At 67.0% G+C, this 18,298-nt stretch carries 17 protein-coding genes; 1 reads left to right on the forward strand and 16 read right to left on the reverse strand.

The window, feature by feature from the left end; all coding sequences use genetic code 11:
• Positions 1-106 precede the first annotated feature (106 nt).
• Genes pyrF through pyrR form a run of 7 tightly spaced genes read right to left on the reverse strand, consistent with a single transcriptional unit; the run spans position 107 to position 9,041 of the window.
• Entirely contained in the window at positions 107-985 is an 879-nt protein-coding gene (gene pyrF, locus LDO14_RS10550) for an orotidine-5'-phosphate decarboxylase (RefSeq protein WP_223991600.1), read from the reverse strand.
• Positions 978-4,292, reverse strand: coding sequence for a carbamoyl-phosphate synthase large subunit (gene carB / locus LDO14_RS10555; RefSeq protein WP_134164710.1), 3,315 nt, complete (start codon positions 4,290-4,292; stop codon positions 978-980). The genes pyrF and carB overlap by 8 nt, the downstream gene beginning before the upstream one ends.
• A complete protein-coding gene (carA, locus tag LDO14_RS10560) occupies positions 4,292-5,551 on the reverse strand; it encodes a glutamine-hydrolyzing carbamoyl-phosphate synthase small subunit (RefSeq protein ID WP_208324259.1) in 1,260 nt (419 codons plus the stop codon). The genes carB and carA overlap by 1 nt, the downstream gene beginning before the upstream one ends.
• A 19-nt stretch (positions 5,552-5,570) precedes the next feature.
• Positions 5,571-6,089: a hypothetical protein gene (locus LDO14_RS10565; RefSeq protein WP_018769307.1), complete on the reverse strand. Its 519-nt coding sequence runs from the start codon at positions 6,087-6,089 to the stop codon at positions 5,571-5,573.
• Positions 6,089-7,429 (reverse strand): dihydroorotase, encoded by a 1,341-nt coding sequence (locus LDO14_RS10570; protein WP_223991602.1) that lies wholly within the window; start codon positions 7,427-7,429, stop codon positions 6,089-6,091. Before LDO14_RS10570 ends, LDO14_RS10565 begins: the two co-directional genes overlap by 1 nt.
• Positions 7,429-8,457 carry an aspartate carbamoyltransferase catalytic subunit gene (locus tag LDO14_RS10575; RefSeq protein WP_223991604.1) on the reverse strand — a complete coding sequence of 343 codons (1,029 nt, stop codon included), beginning with the start codon at positions 8,455-8,457 and terminating at the stop codon, positions 7,429-7,431. The genes LDO14_RS10570 and LDO14_RS10575 overlap by 1 nt, the downstream gene beginning before the upstream one ends.
• Complete coding sequence (gene pyrR / locus LDO14_RS10580; RefSeq protein ID WP_018769310.1) at positions 8,454-9,041, reverse strand: bifunctional pyr operon transcriptional regulator/uracil phosphoribosyltransferase PyrR; 588 nt, start codon at positions 9,039-9,041, stop codon at positions 8,454-8,456. Before pyrR ends, LDO14_RS10575 begins: the two co-directional genes overlap by 4 nt.
• Positions 9,042-9,220: 179 nt before the next feature.
• Here pyrR and LDO14_RS10585 point away from each other — a divergent pair, with 179 nt between their 5' ends.
• A complete protein-coding gene (locus LDO14_RS10585) occupies positions 9,221-10,498 on the forward strand; it encodes a PrsW family intramembrane metalloprotease (RefSeq protein ID WP_026265773.1) in 1,278 nt (425 codons plus the stop codon).
• Positions 10,499-10,562: 64 nt separating this feature from the next.
• Here the strand turns inward: LDO14_RS10585 and nusB are convergent, their stop codons facing one another.
• The 9 genes from nusB to ruvX all read right to left on the reverse strand — a co-directional run bounded on the left by nusB (position 10,563) and on the right by ruvX (position 18,296).
• Positions 10,563-10,973: a transcription antitermination factor NusB gene (nusB, locus tag LDO14_RS10590; RefSeq protein WP_018769312.1), complete on the reverse strand. Its 411-nt coding sequence runs from the start codon at positions 10,971-10,973 to the stop codon at positions 10,563-10,565.
• On the reverse strand, positions 10,973-11,536 hold the full coding sequence (efp, locus tag LDO14_RS10595; protein WP_018769313.1) for an elongation factor P: 564 nt from the start codon (positions 11,534-11,536) through the stop codon (positions 10,973-10,975). Before efp ends, nusB begins: the two co-directional genes overlap by 1 nt.
• Positions 11,537-11,708: 172 nt before the next feature.
• Positions 11,709-12,227: a tetratricopeptide repeat protein gene (locus tag LDO14_RS10600; protein WP_134164707.1), complete on the reverse strand. Its 519-nt coding sequence runs from the start codon at positions 12,225-12,227 to the stop codon at positions 11,709-11,711.
• Positions 12,227-13,318, reverse strand: a complete 1,092-nt coding sequence (gene aroB, locus LDO14_RS10605; RefSeq protein ID WP_134164706.1) for a 3-dehydroquinate synthase — start codon at positions 13,316-13,318, stop codon at positions 12,227-12,229. The genes LDO14_RS10600 and aroB overlap by 1 nt, the downstream gene beginning before the upstream one ends.
• Positions 13,315-13,884, reverse strand: coding sequence for a shikimate kinase (locus LDO14_RS10610; protein WP_134164705.1), 570 nt, complete (start codon positions 13,882-13,884; stop codon positions 13,315-13,317). The genes aroB and LDO14_RS10610 overlap by 4 nt, the downstream gene beginning before the upstream one ends.
• Entirely contained in the window at positions 13,884-15,083 is a 1,200-nt protein-coding gene (gene aroC, locus LDO14_RS10615) for a chorismate synthase (RefSeq protein ID WP_026265774.1), read from the reverse strand. The genes LDO14_RS10610 and aroC overlap by 1 nt, the downstream gene beginning before the upstream one ends.
• Before the next feature lie 23 nt (positions 15,084-15,106).
• Entirely contained in the window at positions 15,107-15,967 is an 861-nt protein-coding gene (locus LDO14_RS10620) for a shikimate dehydrogenase (RefSeq protein ID WP_223991606.1), read from the reverse strand.
• Complete coding sequence (gene mltG / locus LDO14_RS10625; protein WP_223991608.1) at positions 15,964-17,700, reverse strand: endolytic transglycosylase MltG; 1,737 nt, start codon at positions 17,698-17,700, stop codon at positions 15,964-15,966. The genes LDO14_RS10620 and mltG overlap by 4 nt, the downstream gene beginning before the upstream one ends.
• Positions 17,697-18,296 carry a Holliday junction resolvase RuvX gene (ruvX, locus tag LDO14_RS10630; RefSeq protein ID WP_223991609.1) on the reverse strand — a complete coding sequence of 200 codons (600 nt, stop codon included), beginning with the start codon at positions 18,294-18,296 and terminating at the stop codon, positions 17,697-17,699. The genes mltG and ruvX overlap by 4 nt, the downstream gene beginning before the upstream one ends.
• Positions 18,297-18,298: the final 2 nt, after the last annotated feature.

Consider the following 18,298-nt stretch of genomic DNA (forward strand, 5'->3'; position numbering starts at 1 on the left):
GACACCCCCGGATTCGGCGGATTTCATCCAAGGGCGGCCGCCCTTGGACCTGTCCTGAAACTACCCTTTGGTGCAGCCCGAATCAATGCATCCGGGCAATTGCAGCCTATTGTCCCCGCAGCCCATCCAGCGTCCGCAGGGCCGCCTCCCGCAGGCCACCCATGTGCGGGCCTGCCGAAAGGATGTCGCGGCTGGAGGTTCCCAGGACCAGCGGGTAGGCGTCGCCGAAGGTGGAGCGGAGGTCGGCCGGCGTTGCCCCCTGCGCCCCCAGGCCGGGGGCGAGGATGGGCCCGCGGACGGCAGCGAGGTCGAGTTCAAGGTCTTTCAGGGCACTGCCAACGGTGGCGCCAACCACCAGGCCCACGGAACCCAGGCTGCCCCCGTACCGGGCATTTTCGGCCGCTGCGGCGGCCGTGATCCTGCGGGCCACCGAGTCCTTACCGCCAACATGCTGGACGGAAGCGCCTTCAGGGTTGGACGTCAGCGCCAGCACGAAGACACCGCGCCCGGTTTCGGCCGCGAGGTCCAGCGCGGGGCGCAGCGACTCGAAGCCGAGGTAGGGGCTCAGCGTGACGGAGTCCGCCGCCAGCGGGGACCCGTCCCGGAGCCAGGCGTCGGCATAGGCGGCCATGGTGGACCCGATGTCGCCGCGCTTGGCGTCGGCGATGCTCAGGACGGACTCGTCCCGGGCGGTGGCCAGGACTTCCTCCAGGACCGCCATACCGGCCGATCCGTGCCGTTCGTAGAGCGCCACCTGGGGCTTTACCGCGGCAGCGAGCGAAGCCACCGCCTCCAGGACGGTGAGGGAAAAACGCCTCAGCCCGGCGGCGTCGTCGTCCAGTCCCCAGCTCTTCAGCAGTGCCGGATGCGGGTCGATGCCCACGCAGAGCGGGCCGCGGGCGGCCATGGCCGCGCCGAGCCGGGAGCCGAAGGACTCCCGGCCGGCGGCGGATACCGGCCTGCTGCCTGGTACCTGCTCAGGCATGCTGCAGCGCAGCCTTCTGTGATTCCGCAAGCGCGGCGGCGTGCTCCTGCAGGCTGGTGACGGACCACTCGTAGGTGCGCAGGGCTTCGATGGCCTGGACCGCGGCGTTGAACTCGGCCACCGTGGTGATGCACGGAATGCCGATGGACGTCGCCGCTGCGCGCAGTTCGTAGCCGTCGCTGCGGGCTTCGCCGCCGGAGGGGGTGTTGAAGACCATGTCGATCTCGCCGGCCACAATGAGGTCCGCGATGGTGCCTTCACCCTCGGCGCTGCTGCCCTCGGCGACCTTGCGGACCGGGGTGGCCTGGATGCCGTTGCGGCGCAGCACGTCGGCGGTGCCGCCGGTGGAGACGATCTCGAAGCCGAGGTCCGAGAGCCGCTTGACGCCCATGATCACCGAGCGCTTGTCCCGGTTGGCTACGGAGACAAACACCTTGCCCTCGGTGGGCAGCGCGTTGTTGGCGGCCGCCTGGCTCTTGGCGAAGGCGGTGTCGAAGTGCTTGTCGATTCCCATGACCTCGCCGGTGGAACGCATCTCGGGACCGAGCAGGGAGTCCACCACCTTGCCTTCAAGGGTCCGGAACCGGCTGAACGGCAGGACGGCTTCCTTGACGGCGACGGGGGCGTCCAGTGGCAGGGTGGAGCCGTCACCGGTTTCGGGCAGCATCTTGTAGGCGCTGCGGAGCTGGTTGATGGTCACGCCGGTGCCGATGAGGGCCGCGGCCTTGGCCATCTGGACGCCGGTGGCCTTGGACACGAACGGCACGGTCCGGGACGCGCGGGGGTTGGCTTCCAGGACGTACAGGACGTCCGAGGCCAGCGCGAACTGGATGTTGATCAGGCCGCGGACGCCCACGCCTTCAGCGATGGCGCGGGTAGCGGTGCGGACGCGTTCGACGACGTTGCTCCCCAGGGTGATCGGCGGCAGGACGCAGGCGGAGTCGCCGGAGTGGATGCCGGCTTCCTCGATGTGTTCCATGATGCCGCCCAGGTACATGTCGGTGCCGTCATAGAGGGCGTCGACGTCGATTTCGACGGCGTCCTCAAGGAACCGGTCAATCAGCACGGGGTGGTCCGGGGTGATTTCGGTGGCGTTGGCGATGTAGCGGGAGAGGTTGGGCTCGTCATAGACGATTTCCATGCCGCGGCCGCCCAGCACGTAGGACGGACGGACCAGGACGGGGTAGCCGATCTCGTCCGCGATCTTCTTGGCGTCCTCGAAGGAGACGGCGGTGCCGTTCTTGGGCGATACCAGGCCGGCCTTGTCCAGCACCCGGGAGAAGGCGCCGCGGTGCTCGGCGAGGTCGATGGCCTCCGGGGACGTTCCCAGGATGGGGACACCTGCGTCGGCCAGCTGCTGGGCCAGCTTCAGCGGGGTCTGGCCCCCGAGCTGGACGAACACGCCCATGACGCCGCCGGTGCGTTCCTCGGCCGCGATGACCTCCAGCACGTCCTCGAGCGTCAGCGGCTCGAAGTACAGGCGGGTGGAGACGTCGTAGTCGGTGGAGACGGTTTCCGGGTTGCAGTTGACCATGACGGTCTCGTAGCCGGCCTTGCGCAGCGCCATGGAGGCGTGGACGCAGGAGTAGTCGAACTCGATGCCCTGGCCGATGCGGTTGGGCCCTGAGCCGAGGATCAGGATGGACGGCTTGGAGTGCAGCGCAACCTCGTCCTCCTCGTCATATGCCGAGTAGTGGTACGGCGTGTAGGCGGCGAATTCTGCGGCGCAGGTGTCCACGGTCTTGTAGACGGGACGGATGCCCAGCGCCTGGCGTACGCCGCGGACCACGGCCTCGGGGTTGTGCGTCAGGGCGCCGATCTGTTCGTCGGAGAAACCGTGGCGCTTGGCGCGCTTGAGCATGTCGGCGGTCAGGGCGCCGGCCTGGCGGATTTCGCGGGAGATTTCGTTGAGCAGCTCCAGCTGGTCAAGGAACCAGGGGTCGATCTTGGTGGCTTCGAAGAGCTGTTCCACGGTGGCGCCGCCCAGGAGGGCGCGCTGGACCTGGTGCAGGCGCTCGGTGGTGGGGCGCTTGGCCTTTTCGATGAGCTCCGGCACTTCCCATTCGGGGACGGAGCTGAAGTCCAGCTGCGAGCCCTTCTGTTCCAGGGAGCGCAGGGCCTTCTGCAGGGCTTCGGTGAAGTTCCGGCCCATGGCCATGGCCTCGCCCACCGACTTCATGGTGGTGGTGAGGGTGTTGTCCGCTGCCGGGAACTTTTCGAAGGCGAACCGCGGGACCTTGACCACCACGTAGTCCAGGGTGGGTTCGAAGGACGCGGGGGTCTTCTGCGTGATGTCGTTGGGGATCTCGTCCAGGGTGTAGCCGAGCGAGAGCTTGGTGGCGATCTTGGCAATGGCGAAGCCGGTGGCCTTGGATGCCAGTGCCGAGGAGCGGGAAACGCGGGGGTTCATCTCGATGACCACCACGCGGCCGGTCTTGGGATCGATGGCGAACTGGATGTTGCAGCCGCCGGTGTCCACGCCCACCTCGCGGATGACGGCGATGGCGACGTCGCGCAGCTTCTGGTATTCGCGGTCGGTGAGGGTCAGCGCCGGTGCCACGGTGATGGAGTCTCCGGTGTGCACGCCTACGGGGTCGAAGTTCTCGATGGAGCAGACGACAACCACGTTGTCGTTCTTGTCCCGCATCATTTCGAGCTCGTATTCCTTCCAGCCCAGGATGCTCTCTTCGAGCAGCACCTCGCTGGTGGGGCTGTACTGCAGGCCCTGTCCGACGATGCGGCGCAGGTCCTGTTCGTTGTAGGCCAGGCCGGAACCCAGCCCGCCCATGGTGAAGGACGGGCGCACCACCATGGGGTAGCCCAGGTCTTCGGCCGCCGTGAGGGCCTCATCCATGCTGTGGATGATGTGGCTGCGGGCGGATTCCGCGCCACAGCGTTCCACCACGCCCTTGAACTTTTCACGGTCCTCGCCCAGCTCGATCGCGGCGATGTTGGCGCCGATCAGCTCGACGTTGTACTTCTCCAGTACGCCGTTCTTGTCCAGGGCGATGGCAGTGTTCAGCGCGGTCTGCCCGCCCAGGGTGGGCAGGACGGCGTCCGGACGTTCCTTGGCGATGATCTTCTCCACCACCTCGGGGGTGATGGGCTCAACGTAGGTGGCGTCGGCGAACTCGGGGTCGGTCATGATGGTGGCCGGGTTGGAGTTCACGAGGATGACGCGCAGGCCTTCCTCCTTGAGGACACGCAGTGCCTGCGTGCCGGAGTAGTCGAATTCGGCGGCCTGGCCGATGACGATCGGGCCGGAACCAATGACGAGGACGCTCTTGAGATCTGTACGTTTCGGCATTACTTCTTGTCCTCAGTCTTGTTGTCGTTTTTGTGGTCAGCGCCTGCGGGGTGGGCCGCGTCCACGGGGTCCTTGGACGCGTTGGCGTTCCGGCCGTCCCGTGTGCCTTCCATGAGCTCGATGAAGCGGTCGAACAGGTAGGCGGCATCGTGCGGTCCTGCCGCGGCTTCCGGGTGGTACTGCACGGAGAACGCCGGGATGTCCAGGCAGGCGAGGCCTTCCACGACGTCGTCGTTCAGGCTGATGTGGCTCACTTCCACCCGCCCGTAGCGTGCCTCCGGGGCCTGCGTGGCGCCGTCGAGGGGGGCGTCCACGGCAAAGCCGTGGTTCTGGGAGGTGATCTCCACCTTGCCGGTGCGCCGGTCCATCACGGGCTGGTTGATGCCGCGGTGGCCGTAGCGGAGCTTGTAGGTGCCAAAGCCCAGGGCACGGCCCAGGATCTGGTTGCCGAAGCAGATGCCGAAGTAGGGCAGCTTTTCGTCCAGGACCGAGCGGAGCAGCTTGACCTGGGCGTCGGCGGTGGCGGGGTCGCCGGGGCCGTTGGACATGAAGAAGCCGTCCGGGTTGACGGCCTTGACGTCCTCAAGGGTGGCGGTGGCGGGAAGCACGTGGACGCGAACGCCGCGCTCGGCGAACCGGACCGGGGTCATGGCCTTGATGCCCAGGTCGATTGCAGCGATGGTGAGGCGGGGTTCGCCGTCCCAGCCGTGGTCCTTTGGCTCCACGACGTAGGCTTCGTCCACGCTGACTTCCTCGGCCAGGCGCGAGCCCTCCATGGGGGCGCTGGCCAGGACAGCGTCGAGCAGTTCCTTGTCCGTGGCCTTGGCTGCCTCGCCGGAGAAGATGCCGGCGCGCATGGTCTTGTGCTCACGCAGGTGCCGGGTGATGGCGCGGGTGTCCACGCCCTGGATGCCCACGATGCCCTGGGACACCAGCTCTTCGTCCAGCGACCGTTCGGAGCGCCAGTTGGAGGGCCGGCGCGCGGCGTCGCGCACAATGTAGCCGGCCACCCAGATGCGCCGGGACTCGGCGTCGTCGTCATTCACGCCGGTGTTGCCGATGTGCGGGGCCGTCTGGACCACCAGCTGGCGGGCGTAGGAGGGATCGGTGATGGTTTCCTGGTATCCGGTCATCCCGGTGGCGAAGACGGCTTCGCCCAGGGCGGTGCCGGTGGCGCCGTAGCTGGTGCCGCGGAAGATGCGCCCGTCTTCGAGTACCAGCGCAGCTGGCGCTGCCGGAGCGGAGGTGGTTGCTGTCAATGTATTCGCTTTCACTGTCTTACTTTCCACTGGTGGCACCAGCCGCTGGGGCTGACGAAATCAAATCCTGCAGGGCCTGGTAGAGCACGTCCTTGTCCGCGGCGCGGCGGGTCCGGAAGCCGGTGTCCAGCTGGTGGGCACCGTGCGTCCATGCCAGCACCAGCAGGCCGTCCTTCTCCACGAACTTCCCCGCCATGCCGCTGTCCTGCCGGACATCGGAGAGGGAGGCTGCGGGGATGTACAGCGCAGGCGCACCCGACCGCTCATAGAGCACGCCGTGCGGGTACACCGCGAGGGTGGCATTGGTGCGGATCCCCAGCCCATGCACGGCAATGCGGTCCAGCCAGTCGCCGGCCGTGGTCGTGGCCACGTACTGCCCTTCGGCAGTTGCGGTGGGCTCACCGGGCACGGCGGGCACCTGGGGCAGTTGTTCGACGTCGGACTGGCGCTTGAGGCGGTTGCGCCAGCCGACGGCGAGGAGGACGAACACGACGGCGACCACCGCCAGCATGGCAAGTCCGGGAAGGATTTTGTCCATCAGGCAGCGACTGCCGGGGTTGCGGCGGAGTCCGGGTGCGGGGTGTTGAGTTTGCCGTCAAGGACGGTGGGGTGCCCCCTGAAGAAGGTGGCCACCACCTTGCCGGGGAGTTCCCTGCCCTTGAACGGCGAGTTGCGGCCCATGGTGGCCATCTGGAAGGGGTCCACCGTCCAGCGCGCCGCCGGATCCACCAGGATGAGGTTGGCGGGTTCCCCGGCTTCGATGGGCCGGCCCTGGTCGCTCAGCCGGCCAATCGTCGCGGCCGCCGTGGACGTGACCCGGGCGAAGTCCGCCCAGGTCATCAGGCCGGTTTCAATCATGGCGTGCTGGACCACGGACAGGGCGGTTTCCAGCCCGGTCATGCCCATGGCTGCCTGCGCCCATTCGCATTCCTTGTGCTCACTGGGGTGCGGCGCGTGGTCGGTACCCACAACGTCGATCGTCCCGTCTGCCAGCCCGGCGCGCAATGCCTGGACGTCGGCATCGGTGCGCAGCGGCGGGTTGACCTTGAACACGGGGTCGTAGCTGCGCACCAGGTCATCGGTCAGCAGCAGGTGGTGCGGGGTGACCTCGGCCGTGACGTCGATGCCGCGTTCCTTGGCCCAGCGGATGATTTCCACCGAGCCGGCCGTGGACACGTGGCACACATGCAGGCGGGAGCCGACGTGCTGGGCCAGCAGGACGTCGCGGGCAATGATGCTTTCTTCGGCCACCGCGGGCCAGCCGGTGAGGCCCAGGACCGCGGAGACGTCGCCCTCATTCATCTGCGCGCCGGCAGTGAGGCGCGGTTCCTGCGCATGCTGGGCCACGACGCCGTCGAACGCCTTGACGTATTCCAGGGCGCGGCGCATCAGCACGGGGTCGTGGACGCAGATGCCGTCATCGGAGAACATCCGCACCCGGGCGCGGGAATCGGCCATGGCGCCCAGCTCGGCCAGTTGCTCCCCTGCCAGTCCAACGGTGACGGCGCCAACGGGGCGCACGTCCACCCAGCCGGCCGCGCGGCCCAGAGTGTAGACCTGCTCCACCACGCCTGCGGTGTCCGCGACGGGGGTGCTGTTGGCCATGGCGTGCACAGCTGTGTAGCCGCCCAGGGCCGCAGCCCGTGTTCCGGTCTCCACGGTCTCGGCGTCCTCGCGGCCGGGTTCGCGGAGGTGCGTGTGCACATCGACCATGCCCGGCAGGGCCACCAGGCCTGCAGCGTCGATGACAGTGGCCCCATCAGCGTCAAGGCCGGTGCCGATCTCGGCGATGATGCCGTCACGGACCAGCAGGTCCGCGGGGTCGCCGCCCAGGATGGCGGCGCCTTGGATGAGGTAGGTTCCGGTGTTGCCTGCCATCAGTTGCTCTCCTTGGGGGACGGGGCCGCGGCGGCATAGGCCGGTGCCCGGTGGGCGGCTGGTTCCCGGGTATCCCCGGAGAGCAGCAGGTACAGTGCGGCCATCCGCACGGACACACCGTTGCGGACCTGAGCCAGGACGGTGGAACGGGGTGAGTCCGCTGCGGCGGCGCTGATTTCCAGGCCCCTGTTCATTGGCCCCGGGTGCATGATGATGGTGTCCGTCATGCCCAGGTCGTCAAGGGCGCGGAGGCGGTTGTCGTCGAAACCCCACCGGCGCGAGTATTCGCGGGTGCTGGGGAAGAACGAGGCGTTCATGCGTTCGCCCTGGACACGGAGCATCATCATGGCGTCGACACCGTTGGCCAGGGTCTGGTCCAGGTCGTAGCTGACGCTGCAGGGCCATTTGTCGACGCCGACCGGCAGGAGGGTGGGCGGCGCCACCAGCGTGACTTCGGCCCCGAGGGTCCGGAGCAGCCAGACGTTGGACCGGGCCACACGGGAATGCAGGACGTCGCCGGCGATGGCGACCCGCATGCCCTTCAGGTCAGTCCCATCGGAACGCGTGCCGCCCAGGCGGGCCCAGTGACGGCGCATGGTGAAGGCGTCAAGCAGGGCCTGGGTGGGGTGTTCGTGGGTGCCGTCGCCGGCGTTGATGACTGCGGCGTCGATCCAGTCGGTTGCGGCCAGCCGGTGCGGCGCGCCGGAGGCCCAGTGCCGGATGACGACGGCGTCGGCGCCCATGGCGGACAGGGTCTGGGCGGTGTCCTTGAGGGATTCGCCCTTGGACACCGATGATCCCTTGGCGGCAAAGTTGATGACGTCAGCGGACAACCGCTTGGCGGCGGCTTCGAAGGAGATACGGGTCCGCGTGGAGTCCTCGAAGAAGAGGTTGACCACGGTGCGTCCGCGCAGCGCGGGAAGCTTCTTGACTTCCCGCTCCCCCACGGCAGACATTTCCTCCGCGGTGTCAAGGATGCGGATGGCGTTCGAAAGGCTGAGGTCCTCGGTGGACAGGAGGTGTTTCATGCGCCGCCTTCGATCACGACTTCGTTGACCGGGGTTCCGGCGTCGGACGTGTCTGTTTCTTCGAGCCGGACCCGGACCTTCTCGGCGGAGGACGTGGGCAGGTTCTTGCCAACGTGATCAGCCCGGATGGGAAGTTCGCGGTGGCCCCTGTCGATCAGGACCGCAAGCCGGACGATCCGGGGGCGGCCCAGATCGACCAGCGCATCGAGGGCGGCGCGGATGGTCCGGCCGGAGTACAGGACGTCGTCGATGAGCACCACTACTTTGTTGTCGATGCCTGTCCGGGGCAGCCTGGTGGGGTACGGCGGCCGTGTCCCCTGGTGGGAGAGGTCGTCGCGGAACATGGTGACGTCGAGCTGGCCAACAATGGCGGCGGCGTCAACGGTGGCGTCCGCGGCGGCGATTTTTTCCGCCAGCCGGACAGCCAGCGGGTAGCCGCGGCGGGGAATGCCCAACAGGACCAGGTCCTGGGATCCCTTGTTGGCTTCGAGGATCTCATGGGCGATACGAGTAAGTGCCCGGTCAATGTCCGCCTGGCTGAGGACAACCCTGGCTGGAACCGGTGCGCTGGTGACGGAAGTCAACGCTCGTCTCCCCTTTCCCCGCCTCACAGGACGGAATTAAAAAAGGAATGTTTGCTGTTCAAAATTACCACACGGTCCCTGCCCGGCCGGTCCCCGGGTGACGCGGTACTGGTCACACCCGAACGGCGCGGGAGGCCCGGTCCTTTGTGGTGTGGTGGCCCCCGCTTAGGCTTTCGGATATGCCGATGTATCCGCAGCAGCCTTCCTCCGGCCTCCCCGACGACCCCTACCGCAGGCCCACCGGCCCCCTGCCCCGGCAGGCCAATCCCAGCTGGATGGGACAGGTGCAGCCCGAATACTACCGCGCCGCCCCCGGACACCAGGGCCACCCGCTGGCTGCAGTGGTGCCGCCGCAGGCGCAGGAAGCCGCGCTGCGGGCATCGCGGACCCGCAGCGGGCTGGCGGGCCTGACGGTTGCGGGCGGCGTGCTTGCTTTCCTGAGCCTGTTCCTGGTGGTGCCGTTCCTGCTGTCCAACACCGGCGCCGCCGGTTTCCTAATTGGTTTCCTGGCATCGCTGGTCCCGCTGTCGGTGGTCCTCGCTGCGGTCCACATCATCGACAGGTGGGAACCGGAACCCAAGCGGCTGTTGTTCTTTGCCTTCACGTGGGGTGCTGCGGTGTCCGTTGCCGTGACCCTGCTCATCCAGCCGTTCTTCGTGATCGCCTTCCAGTTCACCGACGAACCCGACCTGCAGACCTACATGGCCACCGTCCAGGCCCCCATCGTCGAGGAGTTCGCCAAGTCCCTTGGCCTGCTCATCCTCCTCCTCGCGGCGCGCCGGCAATTCGACGGTCCCGTGGACGGGGTGGTGTTTGCCTTCACCATCGCCGGCGGCTTCGCCTTCACCGAAAACATCCTCTACTTCGGCAGGGCCATCGCGGAATCGGCATCCCCGGCCAGCGACTTCGCCCAGGTGTTCTTCCTCCGCGGTGTCATGTCCCCCTTCGCCCATGCGATTTTCACCGGCACCACAGGCCTGGTCATGGGCTTCGCTGCCAGGCGCTGGCACACGGGCGCCTCGATCGGCGCCTTCTTCGTGGGACTGCTGCCGGCCATGTTCCTGCACAACAGGTGGAACAGCATGGGCGGCGGCTTCCTGCTGGACTACATCATGGTCCAGGTACCGATCTTCGTGCTGGCAGTGGGCGGCATCATCTTCCTGCGGGTGGCCGAAAACCGCCTTACCCGGCAGCGGCTGATGGAGTATTCCGCTGCGGGATGGTTCACGCCCGCGGAAGTCCAGCTGCTGGCCACCCGCGGCGGCAGGCGCATGGTCCTGGCATGGGCTGCGGGTTCGGGCAGGAAGCGGCAGATGAAGCAGTTCGTGAAGGCGGCCACCCAGCTTGCCAACACCCGCCAGCGGATCCTGAGCGGACGCGATGTTCCGCTGCACCAGGCCGAGGAAAGGCAGCAGCTCCAGCGGATCGTGTCCCTGAGGGCGGCAGTGGCCGGATGATGTGAACCGCTGGCACGCAACAGGGCCCCGCCGGATGGCGGGGCCCTGTTGCGTGGTGGAAAGGCTACGCGAGCAGCGAAGGCTTCAGCTGCTGCAGCCGGCCCAGCAGGCCGTTGATGAACTGCGGCGACTCGTCCGTGGACAACGTCTTGGCCAGCGCGACGGCCTCACTGACCGCCACGCCGTCGGGGACGTCGTCGTTGTACAGCAGCTCCCAGGTGCCGATGCGCAGGATGATGCGGTCTACGGACGGCATCCGCTCCAGGCTCCAGCCCTGCGAGTACGTCTCCAGGAACTCGTCAATGGCTGCCTGCTGGGAAAGCACGCCTTCGACGATTTCCAGGGTGTAGGGGTTGACCACCTGGTCGGTCTTTTCCCGGCGCGCACGAAGCACGTCGAACGCCGAAACGGAGCGCTGCTCCGCCTCGAAAAGAACATCCAGTGCCCTGTTGCGGGCTTTACCGCGGGCGCTCACTACTCAGTGACCCGGCCCAGGTAGCTGCCGTCGCGGGTGTCCACCTTGACCTTGGTGTTGTTCTCGATGAACAGCGGAACCTGGATCTCGTAGCCGGTCTCCAGCGTGGCGGGCTTGGTACCCGCGGAGGAGCGGTCACCCTGCAGGCCCGGCTCGGTGTAGGTGATTTCGAGGACGACGCTCGGCGGCAGTTCAATGTAGAGGGGGTTGCCGTCGTGGATGGCAATGTTGACCATCTGGTTCTCGAGCATGAAGTTGGTGGCGTCGCCCACCGTGGCACCGGAGACGGTGATCTGGTCGTAGTCGGAGGTGTCCATGAAGACGAAGTCCGCACCGTCCTGGTACAGGTACTGGTAGTCGCGGCGGTCCACGGTGGCCGTCTCGATCTTGAGCCCGGCGTTGAAGGTCTTGTCAACAACCTTGCCGGACATCACGTTGCGCATCTTGGTCCGCACAAAGGCGCCGCCCTTGCCGGGCTTGACGTGCTGGAATTCGATGACGTTCCAGAGCTGGCCCTCAAGCTTCAGGACCGTTCCGTTCTTAATGTCGTTAGTGGTTGCCACTGGTTTCCTCTGGTTTCTTTGTCTGGCCGCGTGGTCAGATGCTGTATGCCGGGCGGGCACGCCACAACGGCCCGCCTGCACGTGTTTGTCAAAAATCGCGTGGATGCAAAAATTCCACAACCATTCTACCGGTAAATCGGAGCGGGCCTTTCCGCCGGCGCTGCCGGCCGGCTCAGCAGGCCAGGTCCAGAACGTCCCTGGCACGCTGGAGGGCCACCGTGGAGGAATAGATCTGGGCGGCATCCGCCGATTGCGCCACCCCCAGGTCAAGCGCCCTGGAGAAGGACTCCACCGCCGCGGAGGTTTGGCCGGCTGCGTACTGCGTGCGGCCCAGGTACTGCAGGGCCAGGGCCTCCCGCGGCGTGCCGTGCGCCTCAGCCAGGAGCTGCCGGAACAACCCAATGGCACGGTCCATGCGGTGGCTGACGCTGAGCACCTCGGCTTCGAACACACGGAGCAGGAATGATTCCGGGTCCTTGAAGCGTGCCTCGGCCAGCAGTTCGGCAGCTTCGGACGCGTGGCCCTCAACCAGCAGCACGAAGATGTGGTCAGCGGGGTCGGTGGAGGCGGCCAACGCCTCCCGCACCGCGTCCTCGTTGACGACCTGGGGCAGCAGCGTGTCCGGATTGATCCGGATACCCGGGAAGCCGGCCTCGGGCCAGTCGGAGGTTCCGCTCATGTTGCCCTGCATCAGGAGGCAATTTCCTGGTAGGCCGCAAACAGCAGCGAGGTGTCCGGGACGTCGAGGATCCCCGGTTTGGCGATGCCGTCAAGCACCACGAAGCGCAGCAGGTCGCCGCGGGATTTCTTATCGCGCCGCATCCCGTCCAGCAGGCCCTGCCAACGGTCCCGCCGGTAGGTGACCGGGAGCCCAAGGCCTTCCAGGATGCTCCGGTGCCGGTCGGCGTCGGTATCGCTGAGCCGGCCCACGCTGCGGGCAAGTTCCGCTGCGAACATCATGCCCACGGACACGGCGGCGCCGTGCCGCCAGGAATACCGTTCCACCAGTTCGATGGCGTGTCCCAGGGTGTGTCCGTAGTTCAGGATTTCCCGCAGCCCGGACTCTTTGAGGTCCTCGGAAACAACTTTTGCCTTCACGGCGATGGCCCGCACGATAAGTTCCCGGAGCACGTCGGAGCGCGGGTCAACCACGGTGGCCGGGTCCTTTTCCACCAGGTCAAGAATGGCGGGATCGGCAATGAAGCCGCACTTGATCACCTCGGCCAGTCCGGAAATGATCTCGTTCTTCGGCAGCGTGTCCAGGGTGTCCAGGTCCGCCAGGACGGCGGCGGGCGGGTGGAAGGCGCCGACGAGGTTCTTCCCCTCCGCGGTATTGATGCCGGTCTTGCCGCCCACGGACGCGTCCACCATTCCCAGCAGGCTGGTGGGCATGTGGATGACTTTGACCCCCCGCAGCCAGGTGGCGGCGACGAAGCCTGCCAGGTCGGTCACTGCCCCGCCGCCGACGGCGACGATGGCGTCCGAGCGGGTGAAGTCGTTTTGGCCCAGGACCTGCCAGCAGAAAGCTGCCACCTGGATGTGCTTGCCTTCTTCGGCGTCCGGGATTTCGGCGGTGAGGGAGGTGAAACCGGCGGCTGCGAGTTCATCGCGGACGGTGTCGCCGGTGAGGCGCAGGGCGCGGGGGTGGATCACCAGGACCCGGCGGACGCGCTCCCCGAGCAGCGCGGGAAGGTCACCAAGCAGGCCGCGCCCGACGACGACGCCGTAGTTGTTGCCGGCACCCTCGCCGGTGACGTTGATGACTGTTGATTGGGTGTTCACTTTTCAACTTCCTGTTTGGCAGCTGCGTGGTTCCGCAGTGCTGCTTCCAGCCGGCCGCCGAGCTCGGGTATCGAGCCATGGCGGACGTCCAGGGTGATGTCGGCCAGCTTCTCGTAGACCGGCCTGCGGGTGGCGAACATTGCTGTCCAGCGGCCCATGGCGTCGCCGGCAAGGAGCGGCCGGCCGGAGTTCCGGGCAATCCGGTCGGCGACGGTGTCGGCGTCGCACTCCAGGTACACGACGGTGCAGTGGCTGATCAGCTGCTGCGTCCCCGAGTCGAGCACCGCTCCCCCGCCGAGCGAAATAACAGTGGGTGTCCCTTCGGCTTCCTCAACGGCGCGGGCGACGGTCCGCGCCTCAATTTCCCGGAAGGCGTGTTCACCGCGGCCCGCGAAGATCTCGGCGATGGATCCATGCCCGGCAACGATCACGGCGTCCGTGTCGACAAACCGGACGCCCAGCTGCTGCGCCAGCTGCTGGCCGATGGCCGATTTGCCCACGGCCATGGGGCCGATGAGCACAATCGGCCGGTCGCCGACAGATCCGGTACTGCTGCGGTGGAGCACTACTGGCCGATCGAGTCCAGGGATGCCGGGATGTTGTCCAGGTAACCCTTGATGTTGCGTGCGGTTTCCGCCACTGAGTCACCGCCGAACTTTTCGATGACGGCCTCGGCGAGGACCAGGGCCACCATGGCCTCGGCCACCACGCCGGCGGCCGGGACTGCACAAACGTCCGAGCGCTGGTGGTGGGCCTTGGCGGGTTCACCGGTGCTGACGTCGATAGTCCGCAGGGCACGCGGCACGGTGGCGATGGGCTTCATGGCTGCACGGACGCGGAGGACATCCCCGATGCTCATGCCGCCTTCGATGCCGCCGGCACGGTTGCTGGCGCGCACAATCCGGCCGCCGCCGTCGCGGACGATCTCGTCATGGGCGGCAGAACCGCGGCGGGCTGCGGTGAGGAAGCCGTCGCCCACCTCCACGCCTTTGATGGCCTGGATCCCCATGAGGGCCGCAGCAAGCCTGGCGTCCAGCCGGCGGTCCCAGTGCACGTAGCTGCCAAGTCCCGGCGGGAGGCCGTAGGCAAGGACCTCCACCACGCCGCCCAGTGTTTCGCCTTCCTTGTGCGCGGCGTCCACCTCGGCCACCATGGCGTTCGACGTGTCACGGTCGAAGCAGCGCAGGGGGTCGGTATCCAGGGCAATGACATCGCCCGGTACGGGCAACGGACGGCCTTCGGGCACCGTCACGCTGGCAATGGACACGGTGTGGCTGACGAGCTCAATGCCGAGGTGCTTGAGGAACTGCGCCGCTACGGTGCCCAGCGCCACCCGGGTGGCGGTCTCCCGCGCGCTGGCGCGTTCCAGCACCGGACGCGCTTCGTCGAAGCCGTACTTCTGCATGCCGGTGAAGTCCGCGTGCCCCGGACGGGGACGCGTCAGGGGCGCGTTGCGCGCCTGGTCGGCGAGGAGTTCGGGGGCCACCGGGTCGGCGGACATGATCTGCTCCCATTTGGGCCATTCGGTGTTTCCCACCTGGATGGCAACGGGGCCGCCCTGGGTGATGCCGTGCCGGACACCGCCGAGGATGGTGACCACGTCCTGCTCGAACTTCATCCGCGCACCGCGGCCGTAGCCAAGGCGGCGGCGGGCCAGGGAGTCTGCGATGTGCCCGCTGGTGATTTCCACACCGGCGGGGACGCCCTCAATAATTCCCATCAGAGCCGGACCATGGGATTCACCGGCAGTCAACCAACGCATAATTTCCATCCTGCCACGTAGGGCGGTCAGAACGCCCGCCGGGCAAGGCCGACTGCGTCACACATCACATCTATGACAGCTGCATTAACGTCTTCCCCGCGACGGGTGAAGAGCCGCACCTGCTCCACTGCCTGGTACAGCAACATCTCCAGCCCCGGCACCACGCGGCCACCGCCGGCCTGCCATACCGAGGCAACCAGGCTGGGCCACGGATCGTAGGCAACATCCAGCAGCACGCCGGGCGTCGGAGCTTTCAAGGCGGCCACTTCGGCTGCGAGTCCGTCTGCCGCACGGGGCGGCAGGGTGGAAATCACGACGTCGGCTTCCGACGTGGGGCGGGCGGCTCCAGCCAGGGGGCGGACCTCCAGGGCAACTCCCAGGCTGTCCGCGGCTGCACGGACATCTGCTGTGCGCGAGGCATCGCGGACGAAGACCTGCACCGTTCGGGTGCCCAGTTCCTTCAGGGCAGCGATGGCCGATGCAGCGGTCCCGCCGCCCCCTAGGATGACAGCCGTTGGTGCTGCGGGGGTGCCCGCATGGCACAGGGCGTTGACGATCCCGGCAACGTCCGTGTTGGAGCCCACCGTCCTGATGTCGCCGGCTGAGTCCTCGAAGGTAACGGTGTTCACCACGCCGAGGGTCTGCGCGACTCCCCGTACCTCGTCCACTTCCTGGAGCATCGCCGTCTTCAACGGCATCGTGACGGAGAGCCCGCGCCAGCCCGGCTGGTGCCGGATCTGGCGCATGAAGGACGGCAGTAACTCCTCGGTGACGTCGATGGCCGTGTAGCTGATGCCCGCGCCCAGCTGCCCGTATGCCGAGAGATGCAGCGCCGGGGATTTCGAGTGGCTGATCGGGTGGCCCAGCACGGCAGCCCGCAGAGTCATGTGCAGCGGCCTGCGTTGGCCTGGCACCACGCGTTGTACTGCTCGACGTACGCGTTGTGTTCAGCCAGTGTCTTGGCGAACTTGGTTTCCTTGGTGTCCAGGTTGATGGTCACCCAGTACAGGTAGTCATTGGCCTTGGGCCGGGCGGCCGCATCGATGGCGGTCTTGCCGGGAGAACCGATGGGTCCCGGCGGCAGCCCCGGATTGGCGTAGGTGTTGTAGGGGTTGGATTTGTCCTGGCGCTGCTCGTCCGTGAAGTTGAAGCTCCGGGTGCCAAGGCCGTACGTGACGGCGGAGTCAACCTGCAGGAAGCCACCGGTCTGGTCATTGGGCTTGAGCCGGTTGTAAATGGCCCCCGCCACGTCACCGTAGTCTGCCTGTCCACCCTCGGCCTGGACAATGCTGGCCACGATAACGGCCTGGTACTGCTTGGCGGGGTCCGTGATGCCCTGCGAGACGAGTTCATCGGTGGTGGACTTCACCAGCGCCTGCAGGATGTCCTTGGCCGGGGTTCCCAGCGGGAAACGGTACTCACCCGGTGCCAGGTAGCCTTCGAGGTTCTTGGCGTTGGCGGGCAGGCCAAACTGTGCGGGCTGGTTGCTGAGGGCCTGCAGCTGCTGCACGGAAATCCCCGAGCCCTCCGAGATCGCCTGCAGCGATTCGCCAATCCTGAGGCCCGCGCTAAGGGCGAAGTAAATGACCTTCGTCTTGTCCTTGCCCGCCAGGATGTTGACCGCGTCCGCGTTCTTCATCTCGGTTTTGAAGGTGTAGTCGCCCGGCGACAATGTGCCGCCGGAGGCATGGAACGCCTGCATGAACGTGTCGGCGTTGGCCACGACGCGCTGGTTCTCCAGTTCCGTGGCGACCGATCGGGTTCCCTCGCCGCTTGCCACCGTGATCCGGACCTCACCCGATCCGGGACCCGGGAAGTCCGAAGGCTTGCCGTTGCCCAGGAGTGGCTTGAGGAACTGGGCTCCCACGGCCACAGCCGCCACAAAAACGGCAAGGGTCAGGAACAGGGCGAGCAGCCTGCGCCGGCGCCGGACCTTCTTCGAGGGGCGCGGCACTACCTGGGCTGCCGATGAGCCGGGCAGCAATCCATGGTCCGCGTCGTGGTGGTGGACATCGTGGTGCGGTGCGTCCACGTGGGCATCGTCGTGGTATCCGGCGGCGTGGTGGACATGGTCGCCGTGCACTTCCTGGTAGTTGTGCAGGTCCGGGTGGTGCAGGTCCGCTTCATCGTGCACGTGGTCTTGGTGCCCGACGGCGTCGTGCTGCAGGGCGACTTCATGGTGCACATCGTCATGAAGCGTGACAGCGTCATGGTGTCCGACGGCGTCATGGCCGCCGACGTTGCCATGGTGCGGGACGTCGTCGTGATGTCCAAGGGGCGCAGGGGCGTCCGGGGCGGCAGCGTCGCCGTCGAAAGGGTCCGCGTGGGAAGGACCTGCGGGCTCTTCATCCTGGATGGACGGGGGTGCCTCCGGTGCCGCAGGAACATCACCTGCGCCGGGCAGCGGAGCAAACGTGGGCGCCGCTGCGGGCGACGGCGCCGCAGGCGGTGCGGCCGGGGGCAGCGGGACGTCGCCGGTTTCATAGGCCTGCTCGGGCACGGCGTCCTGGCCACCGGTATTGAGGCTCTTCTCCCGTGCCCGCAGTTCCTTGCGGGTCAACGGCCTCCCAGCCCCGGTATCCAGCCGGCCGAAGGTGTCGTCAATGTTGGCAGGGCTCACTGTTGCCTTCCATTATCTGAAGATTGGGCCGTGTCTGCGGGGATGGCGCGGACGGTTTCGTCCGTCCCACCGGCCCCCAGGTCCACGGACGGGGGTGGCGCTGTCACGCGTGAGCCGACATCCGCTCCCCTGGCTTTCTGCATGTCGATGGCGTGCTGAAGAATACCCGCCGCCGCGACCTGATCCACTACTTTACGGTGGTCCCTGCTGCTCATGCCAGCTTCGTGCAGGTTCCGGTGGGCCGTGACACTGCTGAGGCGCTCATCCACGAGGTTCACCGGAACGGCGAGACCGCGCCGTGAAAACTCTGCGACGAGGAGGAGGGCATAGTCCGTGGCCATCCTGGCCGAGGCATGTTCTTCGCCCTTCATCGTCCTGGGCAGCCCGACGATAACCTGCACCGCGCCGAGTTCCTCCGCCAGTTTGGCGATGACGCGCACGTCCGAGTTTTTCCTGGCATTCCGGTCGAGGGTCTTGTACGGCGTGGCAAGGATGGAGTCGCGGTCGCAGACGGCCACGCCCACCCGGACGGTGCCGACGTCCACCCCCAGTTTGACGCCCTGGGGGTAGCCGCCGGCAGCAACAGGATCGGTCATAA

Origin of the sequence: Arthrobacter sp. NicSoilB11, from assembly GCF_019977375.1 — a bacterium.
In the GTDB taxonomy this organism is placed as follows: Bacteria; Actinomycetota; Actinomycetes; order Actinomycetales; family Micrococcaceae; genus Arthrobacter.